The sequence below is a fragment of the Natronococcus amylolyticus DSM 10524 genome (assembly GCF_000337675.1).
Taxonomy (GTDB): Archaea; Halobacteriota; Halobacteria; order Halobacteriales; family Natrialbaceae; genus Natronococcus; species Natronococcus amylolyticus.
This window is the reverse complement of record NZ_AOIB01000011.1, coordinates 1-10,708: the sequence shown is the minus strand read 5'-3', so window position 1 is coordinate 10,708 and position 10,708 is coordinate 1. Positions and strand designations below refer to the sequence as shown.

Sequence of the window (10,708 nt, the reverse complement as noted above, 5' to 3'; positions counted from 1 at the left end):
CTCGCGCCATCAGAGATGTGTATAAGAGACAGCAGTACAACCTCCACATCGGCCAGTGTATCTACTGCCGGCTCTGCGAGGAAGTCTGTCCAGTCGACGCGATTCTGCTCACCCAGAACTTCGAGTTCACGGGCGACACCAAACACGATCTGGTGTACAACAAGGAGCAGCTGAAGGCCGTCCCGTGGTACAAGGACATCGACCCACTCGAGTCGCGCGAACCCGACCGGGGCGCGTGGATCGGTGAGGGTGACGGGGAGGTCGATTATCAGTAATCGGGCCGCCCGTCCCGAGAACGGGCAGACACTCACAATAATGACATATGAGCTGATCGCGTTCGCGCTATTCGCGTTCGTCACGCTCGCCAGCGCGCTCGGCGTCGTGTTGCTTGCCGACCCGTGGCACTCAGCACTGATGCTCGGCGTGACGCTGGTCAGCGTCGCGGTGTACTACGTGATGCTGGCGGCGGAGTTCGTCGCCATGATGCAGATCCTCGTCTACGTGGGCGGGGTGCTCATCCTTATCACGTTCGCCGTGATGCTTACCCAGCGCGACGACGCGGACGTAGACGAGACCGACGAGGTGGTACAGACATGACCAACGGGCCGCAACTCCGGCTCGGCGAATCGCTGTTGCCCGGGATCCTCGCCGTTGCGCTGTTCGGCGTGATGGCGATGATCGCGCTCAACACCGGTTTCGCCGACGAGATGGTCGGCTTCCCCGAGGGGATCTCGGTTACCTCCGAGATCGGCTACGCGCTGTTCGACTTCACGGCGCTGCAGTCGACGGAGGGGTCGATCGGCAACACCGAGCCGTTCCTCGTTTCGTTCCTGCTGGTCGCGGTCGTCCTCGACGCCGCGCTGGACGCCGCGCTCGTACTCGCGAAACGCGAGACCGAGGGCAAACCGATCGCGGCGCTCTCGAGCGTCTCGACCGGCGACTCGGCGAGCACCCAGCCCGCGGCGACCGACGGTGGCGCCGAGGACGGCTCCTCGCGCTCGAGCGGAGGTGAGCAGCGGTGAACGTTCCCATCGAGTACTTCGTGTTGCTGTCGATGGCGCTGTTCTCTATCGGTCTCTTCGGCATCCTGACGCGCCGAAACGCACTGATGTTCCTGATGTCCGTCGAGATCATGGTCAACGCGGCTAATATCAACCTGATCGCGTTCGCGCTGTATCACGGCAATCTCACGGGACAGGTGTTCGCGCTGTTCGTGATGGCGCTCGCGGCCGCGGAGGTCGCGATCGGACTCGGGATCATCCTGGTGTTGTACCGCAACTTCCGTGACGTCGACGTCACGGTTCCGACGACGATGAGGTGGTAAGATGGAAGGGTTATTCGACTACGCACCGGCAATCGCGCTGTTCCCGCTTGCGGCGTTCGTCATCGCTCTGGCCTTCGGGCCGAAGCTCCCGAAGAAGGGGGCGATCCCGGGCATCGTCGCGACGGCTGGCTCACTGGCCCTCTCGCTCGCGATGGTCGCGGCCGTCGCGGGCGGCGAGGAGGGGTACTATCACACGACACTGTTCACGTGGGCGGCCGGCGACGCCGCTGGCGAGGTCGGCGAGGGGATCGAGTTCACGTTCGGCATCCTGATCGATCCGCTCGCCGCGCTGATGCTCGTGATCGTCTCGCTGATCGCCTTTCTCGTTCACGTCTTCAGTCTCGAGTACATGAACGCCGAGGGCGAGACCGGCCTCCCGCGGTACTACGCCGGGCTCGGCCTGTTTACGTTCAGCATGCTCGCCTTCGTCTACGCGGACAACCTGCTGATGGCGTTCATGTTCTTCGAGCTGGTCGGGCTGTGTTCGTTCCTGCTGATCGGCTTCTGGTTCCGCACCCGCTCGGCACCGTCGGCCGCGAAGAAGGCGTTCCTGGTCACCCGCTTCGGTGACTACTTCTTCCTGATCGGGGTCGTCGCCATCGCCGCGACGTTCGGCACGCTCCAGTTCGCCGGCGACGACTCGTTCGTCGCCGCGGCCGAGGCGGCCATCGACGACGGCGGCCAGCTGTTCGGCTTCGACGCCGAGACCTGGGTGACGATCACCGGGCTGCTCGTCCTCGGCGGCGTCATCGGCAAATCCGCCCAGTTCCCGCTACACACCTGGCTACCCGACGCGATGGAGGGTCCGACCACCGTCTCCGCGCTGATTCACGCGGCGACGATGGTCGCGGCCGGGGTCTACCTGGTCGCCCGGATGTTCGGCTACTACGCCCTCTCGCCGACGGCGCTGGCGATCATCGCCTTCGTCGGCGGCTTCACCGCGCTGTTCGCGGCGACGATGGGCGTCGTCAAAGACGACATCAAGCAGGTGCTGGCGTACTCGACGATCAGCCAGTACGGCTACATGATGCTCGGGCTGGGCGTCGGCGGCTACGTCGCCGGAGTCTTCCACCTGATGAACCACGCCTTCTTCAAGGCCCTGCTGTTCCTCGGGGCCGGCGCCGTCATCATCCTCATGCACCACGAACAGGACATGTGGAAGATGGGCGGGCTGAAGAACAAGGCGCCCGTCACCTACTACACGTTCCTCGCGGGCGCGCTCGCGCTCGCCGGGATCATTCCGTTCTCGGGCTTCTGGTCGAAAGACGAGATCCTCTACGATGCTCTGATCGTCGGCACCGAGCAGCCCCTGATCATGGCGGCGTACGCGATGGGACTGCTCGCCGTCTTCTTCACCGGCTTCTACACCTTCCGGATGGTGTTCCTGACGTTCCACGGCGAGCCGCGTTCGGACGTCGCCGAGGACCCCCATCCGGTCGGCTGGGCGGTGAAGTTCCCGCTGATCGCACTCGGCGTCCTCGCGGTCGTCGCGGGCGTCGCCAACCTCGCCCCGGTCGCGAAGCTGACCGGGCTCGAGATCGAGTTCTTAAACGAGTGGCTCAGTAGCGGCGTCGAGGGGACGACCTACGTCGCTTACACCGACGCGCTCGCGGCGGTGTACGACACCGGCTACATCGGCACCGAGTCGACGACCGTGCTGATCGCGGCGGGGCTGTCCCTGCTGCTCGCCTTCTCGGGTGCCGGCCTGGCCTGGAAGCTGTACAACGTTCCGGAGCCGGTCGCACACAAGGAGCGTCTCGGAAGCGTTCGCGAGACGATCGAATCCAACTACTACCAGGACGAGTACCAGGTCTGGCTCGCGGAGGGGCTGACCCTGCCGCTGGCTCGAGCCGCGGACCGGTTCGACCAGACCGTCATCGACGGCACCGTCAACGGCGTCTCGTCGGTGAGCCTGTTCGGCAGCGATCGGGTCAAGCGGATCCAGACGGGGATCGTGACTAACTACGCAGCGCTGATCGTAACCGGCTTTATCGCCCTGGTTATCGTGCTCGGCGTTCTTGGAGGGTGGTTCCTATGATGATCGAAGCGCTACTCGCGGTGACACTGGTCGGTGCGCTGGTAACGTTCGTCGCGCCGAATCGTATCGCCGGCAAGCTGGCCTTCGGGATCAGCCTGATCCCTGCGGCGCTCAGCCTGTGGATGTTTACGGCGTTCGACGGCAGCGGAAACGCCTTGCTCGACGGCGAACTCGCCTTCGAGTCCCAGTTCGAGTGGATCCAGCTGGGCGACTACACCATCTCGTGGCTCGTCGGCCTCGACGGGATCAGCCTGCCGCTGGTCGTGTTGACGACGGTGCTGACGTCGCTCGCGATCATGAGCTCGTGGACGCCGATCGACGAGCGCGAATCGCAGTTCTACGGGCTCGTGCTCTTCATCGAGGCGAACCTGATCGGCGTCTTCACGGCGCTTGACTTTTTCGTCTGGTTCATCTTCTGGGAGGCCGTGTTGATCCCGATGTACCTGCTGATCGGCGTCTGGGGCGGCCCGCGCCGGAAGTACGCAGCGATCAAGTTCTTCGTCTACACGAACGTCGCCTCGCTGCTGATGTTCGGTGCGTTCATCACGCTCGTGTTCGGCCTCGGCGACGTCACCAGCTTCGCGCTGCCCGAGATCGCCACGGCGATGCTCGAGGGCGGGCCCGACGGCTTCGCCGGCCTCGGCGGCTCGGCGCTTGCCTCGGTCGTGTTCGTCGCGATGTTCCTCGGGTTCGCGGTCAAGGTTCCCGTGGTGCCGTTCCACACCTGGCTGCCCGACGCTCACGTCGAGGCGCCGACCCCCGCATCGGTGCTGCTGGCGGGTGTCCTGCTGAAGATGGGGACGTACGCCCTGCTGCGGTTCAACTTCACGATGTTCCCGGAGCAGGTCGAGGCCTACGCGATCCCGATCGCCGCGATCGCGGTCATCAGCGTCATCTACGGCGCGATGCTCGCGCTGGCCCAGACCGACCTCAAGCGGATCGTCGCCTACTCCTCGGTGTCGTCGATGGGCTACGTTATCCTCGGTCTGGTCGCCTACACCCAGTTCGGCGTCGGCGGTGCGACCTTCCAGATGGTCAGTCACGGCCTGATCTCCGGACTGATGTTCATGGCCGTCGGCGTCATCTACAACGCGACCCACACTCGGATGGTCACTGACATGTCCGGGATGGCCGACCGGATGCCCGTCGCCGTCGGCATCCTCGTCGCCGGCGCCTTCGGCTACATGGGACTGCCGCTGATGAGCGGCTTCTTCGGCGAGTTCGCCATCTTCTTCGGCGCCTTCGGCTCCGGGCTGCTGGCGTACTCGCAGCTCTTCACCTCGCTGGCGATGTTCGGTATCGTCATCGTGGCTGGCTACCTGCTGTTTGCCCTCCAGCGGACCGTCTTCGGACCGTATCACCTGGAAACCGACTACGACGTGGGCCGCGCGCCACTACACGACGTCGCGCCGATGTTCGTGTTGCTCGGCATCATCATCGCCCTCGGCGTCGCGCCCGAACTGATCTTCGACATGATTACAGACGCGGTCGATCCGATCCTGGAGAACGGAGGTGACGCCTGATGGCGGTGTTCGAGCTCCCCGACTGGGCCGCACTCGCCCCGGCGTTGATCCTCGTGGCGACGGCACTCGCGCTGTTCGTCATCGACAGCATCAACCCGCACACGAAGAACCGATCGCTGCTCGCGGGCACGACCGCGGTCGGCTCGCTCGCAGCACTGGGCGTCGCCGTCTGGTTCATGGTCGCCGGCGTCGGCACGCCCACCGCCGCTGGCGGTCGCGGCGTCGTCGAGCTGTTCGGCGGCCAGCTCGTGGTCGACCAGATGGCGCTGTTCTTCATGACCGTCGTCTCGGTCGTCACCGCGCTCGTCGCCGTGGCGAGCTACGACTACATGGGCGACCACGCCTACCAGGCGGAGTACTACTCCCTGATGATGCTCGCGGCGACCGGGATGGCCACGATGGCCGCCGCGAACAGCCTGGTCACGATCTTCATCGCCCTCGAGCTGGCGAGTCTCCCATCCTACGCGCTGGTCTCGATCCTCAAGGACAACCGCGGCAGCGTCGAGGGTGGCCTGAAGTACTTCCTGATCGGCGCGCTCTCGTCGGCGATCTTCGTTTACGGGATCTCGCTCGTCTACGGCGCGACCGGCCACCTCCAGCTCGAGGCGATCGCGGACAACCTCCAGGGTGCCGGCGAGTACGGCGGCCTGCTCGGACTCGGCATTCTGATGTTGATCGGCGGCTTCGCGTTCAAGACCGCCAGCGTCCCCTTCCACTTCTGGGCGCCCGACGCCTACGAGGGCGCGCCCGCGCCGGTTGCGGCGTTTCTCTCCTCGGCCTCGAAGGCGGCGGGCTTCGTGATCGCCTTTCGCGTGTTCACGACGGCGTTCCCGCTCGAGCCGACGACCGCGGTGATCGGCGTCGACTGGACACTCGCGTTCATCATCCTCGCGATCGTCACGATGACGCTGGGTAACTTCGCCGCGGCGACCCAGGACAACGTCAAGCGGATGCTCGCGTACTCCTCGATCGGCCACGCCGGCTACGCCCTGATCGGGCTCGCCGGGCTCTCGGCCGACGGCGGGGAGATCGTGATGGGCGCGGCGATGATGCACCTGCTGGTCTACGGCTTCATGAACACGGGTGCGTTCCTGTTCGTCGCGCTCGCGGAGTACTGGGGCGTCGGTCGCACGTTCGAGGACTACAACGGACTCTCGAACCAGGCGCCGGTCGCCTGTTTCGCGCTCGGAATCTTCATGTTCAGCCTCGCGGGGATCCCGCCGCTGGGCGGGTTCTGGAGCAAGTACTTCCTCTTTACCGGCGCGATCCAGGCGGCGACGGCAAACAGCGCGATGTTGATCGTCGCCGCAGCGCTGGTAGTCAACAGCGCGATCTCGCTGTACTACTACGCGCGGCTGGTGAAGGCCGTCTGGATCGAGGACCCGGTTTCCGGGCGCGACACGCTCGCCCAGCCGACGGGCCTGTACGCGGCGATCATCTTCGCCGCCGTCCTGACCGTCGTCGCGCTGCCGGTGTTCGGCCCGATCGCCGACGCCGCGCTCGAGGCGGCGACCGTCGCGATCAGCTAATCTCGGCCGCGTCGGCATCTCGTCTTCTCGGCACCGTCGTTCTCACCCGAGCCGGTAGCTTTTACCCGACGGGGTTGCAAGCACCGACGTATGGTTTTTCGGCTCGTACTCGGGTGTGGCACCGTCGGTCGGCAGACGATCGGACGGTTGCCCGAGTGCGACAGCCGGCTACTCGTCGTCACCGACGACGAACAGACCGTCGAGACGCTACGCGACGAGAGCGTCCCGGCTCGAGACGCCGACCCGGCCGATCCCGCCCTCCTCGAGAGCCTCGAGAGGCCCGACATCGTCTTCGTCGCCGGGGATCGCACCGATCGCAACCGGCTCGCACTCGAGCGTGCCCGAGACCGGTTCCCGACCGCGTCGATCGTCGCCTACCTCGGCGGGAAACCGACCGAGGAGGATCGGACGGCGTTCGACGAGCTCGCGGACCGGGTCGTCGACCCCGAGCTGGCAATCGGCGACGCCGTCCTCAGGGAGACGACGAGTTCGCCCGCCGACGCCGGGATCCGGCTCCGGCGACACCTCCAGGGACTCGAGGGCCCGCTCGCGGTCGTAATGCACGACAACCCCGACCCCGACGCGATCGCCAGCGCGGTCGCGCTGGCCGAAATCGCCGAGTCGGTCGGCCTGTCGGCAGACCCCTGTTACTTCGGACGGATCTCCCACCAGGAGAATCGGGCGATGGTCAACGTCCTCGACCTGGACCTGCGAAACTTCGAGCCCAACGCCTCTCTCGAGGAGTACGGCTCCTTCGCGCTGGTCGATCACTCCAGGCCGGGCGTCAACGACCAGCTTCCGGAGGATCTCCACGTCGACATCGTCATCGACCACCACCCGCCGCGCGGTCCGGTGCCGAGCGACTACGTCGACCTCCGGGAACACGCCGGCGCGACGAGTACGGTGTTGACCGAGTACTTAGAGCGGTTCGAGCCGGCCCTCGACCGGGCGGTCGCGACGGCGCTTCTGTACGGGATCCGCGTCGATACAGACGAGTTCACCCGAGAGGTCTCGGCGGCCGACTTCGAGGCCGCGGCGACGCTGTGGCCACACGTCGATACCGACGTGCTCCGACAGATCGAACAGCCGTCCCTTGAGGGCGAGACCCTGGAGACGATCGCCCGCGCGATCAAAAACCGGGAGCAGCGGGGTTCGGTCGCGGCCGCGAGCGTAGGCCGAATCGGCGACCGCGACGCGCTCCCACAGGCGGCCGATCGGCTGCTCACGATGGAGGGCGTCGACACGTCGTTCGTCTTCGGCTTCATCGAGGAGATGGTGTTCGTCTCCGCGCGGTCGCGGGCGACCGACGTCGATCTCGGCGAGACCCTGCGGGACGCGTTCGACCGAATCGGCAGCGCGGGCGGCCACGCCGACATGGCGGGCGCCCAGCTCGAGATCGGCATCCTCGGCACCGCCGACGACGAGCAGGTCGACTCGATCGTCAGCGTCGTCGAGGAGGTCATCACGGATCGGTTCTTCGAGGCGATCGAGAGCCAGCCCGGCACGCCGGTCGGCTCCTACACCCAGACCAGCGAGGTGCTGTTCTCGCTCGAGGAGCCCGAGGCCGAGTAGCGACGACGACAGTGCTTTTGCACCGGGGTTGCGTTGGTACGGTATGGACGTAGCGTCGGATCGGACCAAACCCCAGGTCAAAGACTACATGACCCGCGACGTGGCGACGGTCTCGCCCGACACCACCGTCGGCGCGGTCGCGAACCGAATCGCCGAGACCGACAACCACAGCGGCTTTCCCGTCTGCGAGCGCCGACGCGTGGAGGGCTTTATCAGCGCCCGCGATCTGTTGCTGGCCGACGAGGGCGACCCGATCTTCAAGGTGATGACGACGGACCTGCTGGTCGCCCACCCCGAGATGAAGGTCACCGACGCCGCCCGGGTGATCCTGCGCTCGGGGATCCAGAAACTGCCCGTCGTCGACGACGCGGGCAACCTCGTCGGCATCATCTCGAACGCCGACGTGATCCGCAGCCAGATCGAGCGGGCGACCCCCCAGAAGGTCGGCAAACTGGTCAACACGTTAGAACAGATCCACAACGTCGAACTGCGCCAGGAGCGCCGAACGGTCCCCCTCGAGGAGCTCACGCCGACCCAGGGCCGAGTGTACGCCGACGAACTCGAGGGTCGACGGTACGAACTCGAGAACGGGCTGGCCGAGCCCCTCGTCGTCATCGACAACGCCGGCACCCTGCTGCTGGCCGACGGCCACCACCGCGTGCTTGCGGCCGACCGTCTCTCGATCGACGAGATGGACGCCTACATCATCGTCATCGACGATCCGATCGACCTCGGGATGGCCCGTACGGCGAAGAAGGAGGGCCTCGAGCGAATCAGCGATATCGAGGTCGTCGACTACGCGCGCCACCCGCTGGTCCAGACGACCGAACGACTCCAGGGTGAGGAGTAGTCCGAACCGTTCGCTCCGTTGATCACTGATCAGGGTTTTCCCGCTCGGCCGAGTACGCGGTTCGATGACCGATGACAGTTCAGCGAGCGTACTCATTGCGGGAGCGAGCGGTGACACCGGGACGGAACTGCTCGCCGTCCTCCGGCCGACGGATCTCACGGTTCGCGCGACGACCCGGTCGTACACGAACGTCGATCACCTCGAGCGACTCGGCGCCGACGAGGTCGTCGTCGCGGACTTCTTCGAACCCGGCGACGCAGTCGCGGCCGTCGAGGGCTGTGACGTCGTCTGCTGTGCGCTCGGGACGCCGCCCAGCTACCGCCACACCGTCGGCGGGAAACTGGTCGATCGGACCGGCGTCAGCAACCTCCTGACGGCCGCCGTGAGCGACGGAGTCTCTCACTTCGTCCACCAGAGCGCGATCGGGGTCGGCAGCTCGAAGGCGGGACTCCCGTTGCCGGCCAGACTCCTCATCCGTGGCTCGCTGAAGGCCAAGGCCGACGCCGAGACCGCGATCCGTCGGTCGGGGATCGACTACACGATCGTTCGGCCCGGACGACTCACGAACGAGCCGCCCAGCGGCGACATCGTCGTCGGCGAGGGTGGCGACTCCGTCGCGGGATCGATCTCGCGGGCCGACGTCGCCCGCGTCATGGCCGCCGCGCCGTTCACGCCGGACGCGCGAAACCGGACCCTCGAGATCGCCAGCCGGAACGGGCTCTCGGGTCCGCCGAAACGCGTCGTCGAGATCGACTGGGCGTTCGACCGGGTCGAGGCCGACCGCGATCGGATGCGCCTGTAACTGTCACAGAGATGCAAGGAGGACGCCCACGGCTTTAGCCGTGGGAGGAATCCGACAAGCCTCGAATCAAACCACGAGCGATAGCAACCCGACNGCTTATAAAGAGAAGGTTCGATATGTGAAGCACAGATGGCGGACGTGATTCGCACCGTCAAAATCAAACTCGACGTACCCAACGAGCGGTGCGACGACCTCCATCAGACAAAAAACCACTTCCTCTACTGTGCCAATACGACGGCAGAGTGGGCGTGGAGGCACCCGAACGACTACTGCATAACCTCGAAACAGAAAGCCGAGAAAGCCCTCTACGACCAACTTCGTAACGAAACGGAGTTGACCGCAAACCTCGTGCAGAAAGGGATTCGACGCGCTATCGAGGCCACGAAAAGCGGTGTCGCCCGACTCAAGAAAGGTGACAACACGAGTCAACCACAGTTCGACGCGTGGAGCGTCGTCTACGACAAACGCTCTGCGACGTTCCACCGCGACTACGTTTCTCTGTCCACGGTGAACGGTCGCGTCGAGTGTGACTATGTGATTCCCGACGACGCTGAGGAGACACCGATTGGTGCGTATCTGTTGAACGAGGACTACGAGTTCCGTATGTCCACGTTGCAGTACGACCGCCACTCTGAGTCGTTCTATCTCCACGCGCGGATGCGTCGAGCTGAAAGCGAGAAAGAGTCGTCCACGCCTACGTCTGAAAACGCCAAGCACAGAACAGTCCTTGGCGTTGACCTAAACGTGGACGGCTCGCTCGCTGTGACTTCCACGGGTGCGTTCATCGGGAATGCCGACGAGATGAATCATCGACGCCGAGAATTTGAGAAGACTCGGGGGTCGATGCAACAGGCTGGAACGCGGTCGGCACACCTGTCGATTCAGTCGATGAAAGACCGCGAACACCGCTGGATGCAAGACGAACTGCATCGTGCCTCGAACCAGATTCTCGAAGAAGCCCGTAACCATGCGTGTACGCATATCGCGTTCGAAAGCCTGACCGATATTCGCAAGCGAATGGCTGGAGCGAAGCGATTCCACGCATGGGCATTCCGACGCCTCTCCCAGTA

At 65.1% G+C, this 10,708-nt stretch carries 11 protein-coding genes; all 11 read left to right on the top strand.

Annotation, left to right across the window (positions count from 1 at the left end; translation table 11 throughout):
• A partial coding sequence (locus C491_RS02070) for a 4Fe-4S binding protein (protein WP_169331725.1) occupies positions 1 to 275 on the top strand: 275 nt, incomplete at its 5' end.
• A 40-nt stretch (positions 276 to 315) separates the two neighbouring features.
• A complete protein-coding gene (locus C491_RS02065) occupies positions 316 to 597 on the top strand; it encodes an NADH-quinone oxidoreductase subunit J (RefSeq protein WP_005553427.1) in 282 nt (93 codons plus the stop codon).
• The gene (locus tag C491_RS02060) at positions 594 to 1,022 is read left to right on the top strand and encodes a hypothetical protein (protein ID WP_005553425.1); all 429 of its coding nucleotides are present in this window, start codon (positions 594 to 596) and stop codon (positions 1,020 to 1,022) included. Before C491_RS02065 ends, C491_RS02060 begins: the two co-directional genes overlap by 4 nt.
• Positions 1,019 to 1,324 (top strand): NADH-quinone oxidoreductase subunit NuoK, encoded by a 306-nt coding sequence (nuoK, locus tag C491_RS02055; RefSeq protein WP_005553423.1) that lies wholly within the window; start codon positions 1,019 to 1,021, stop codon positions 1,322 to 1,324. The genes C491_RS02060 and nuoK overlap by 4 nt, the downstream gene beginning before the upstream one ends.
• Before the next feature lies 1 nt (position 1,325).
• On the top strand, positions 1,326 to 3,362 hold the full coding sequence (gene nuoL, locus C491_RS02050) for an NADH-quinone oxidoreductase subunit L (RefSeq protein ID WP_005553422.1): 2,037 nt from the start codon (positions 1,326 to 1,328) through the stop codon (positions 3,360 to 3,362).
• The gene (locus C491_RS02045; protein WP_005553420.1) at positions 3,359 to 4,885 is read left to right on the top strand and encodes a complex I subunit 4 family protein; all 1,527 of its coding nucleotides are present in this window, start codon (positions 3,359 to 3,361) and stop codon (positions 4,883 to 4,885) included. Before nuoL ends, C491_RS02045 begins: the two co-directional genes overlap by 4 nt.
• Entirely contained in the window at positions 4,885 to 6,414 is a 1,530-nt protein-coding gene (locus C491_RS02040) for an NADH-quinone oxidoreductase subunit N (RefSeq protein WP_005553418.1), read from the top strand. Before C491_RS02045 ends, C491_RS02040 begins: the two co-directional genes overlap by 1 nt.
• 90 nt (positions 6,415 to 6,504) lie before the next feature.
• Complete coding sequence (locus tag C491_RS02035) at positions 6,505 to 7,986, top strand: DHH family phosphoesterase (RefSeq protein ID WP_005553416.1); 1,482 nt, start codon at positions 6,505 to 6,507, stop codon at positions 7,984 to 7,986.
• Between the two features lie 43 nt (positions 7,987 to 8,029).
• On the top strand, positions 8,030 to 8,836 hold the full coding sequence (locus tag C491_RS02030; protein ID WP_005553414.1) for a CBS pair associated ParBc domain-containing protein: 807 nt from the start codon (positions 8,030 to 8,032) through the stop codon (positions 8,834 to 8,836).
• Positions 8,837 to 8,900: 64 nt separating this feature from the next.
• Positions 8,901 to 9,638: an NAD(P)-binding oxidoreductase gene (locus tag C491_RS02025; protein WP_005553412.1), complete on the top strand. Its 738-nt coding sequence runs from the start codon at positions 8,901 to 8,903 to the stop codon at positions 9,636 to 9,638.
• 129 nt (positions 9,639 to 9,767) lie between these two features.
• Positions 9,768 to 10,708, top strand: a 941-nt coding sequence (locus tag C491_RS02020; protein ID WP_005553410.1) for a transposase, incomplete at its 3' end; no start/stop codon positions are given.

Excerpts from the sequence above, each read along its gene's own strand:
- C491_RS02065 (WP_005553427.1), top strand. The coding sequence starts at position 316 with ATGACATATGAGCTGATCGCGTTCGCGCTATTCGCGTTCGTCACGCTC.
- C491_RS02060 (WP_005553425.1), top strand. The coding sequence starts at position 594 with ATGACCAACGGGCCGCAACTCCGGCTCGGCGAATCGCTGTTGCCCGGG.
- nuoL (WP_005553422.1), top strand. The coding sequence starts at position 1,326 with ATGGAAGGGTTATTCGACTACGCACCGGCAATCGCGCTGTTCCCGCTT.
- C491_RS02045 (WP_005553420.1), top strand. The coding sequence starts at position 3,359 with ATGATGATCGAAGCGCTACTCGCGGTGACACTGGTCGGTGCGCTGGTA.
- C491_RS02040 (WP_005553418.1), top strand. The coding sequence starts at position 4,885 with ATGGCGGTGTTCGAGCTCCCCGACTGGGCCGCACTCGCCCCGGCGTTG.
- C491_RS02035 (WP_005553416.1), top strand. The coding sequence starts at position 6,505 with ATGGTTTTTCGGCTCGTACTCGGGTGTGGCACCGTCGGTCGGCAGACG.
- C491_RS02030 (WP_005553414.1), top strand. The coding sequence starts at position 8,030 with ATGGACGTAGCGTCGGATCGGACCAAACCCCAGGTCAAAGACTACATG.
- C491_RS02025 (WP_005553412.1), top strand. The coding sequence starts at position 8,901 with ATGACCGATGACAGTTCAGCGAGCGTACTCATTGCGGGAGCGAGCGGT.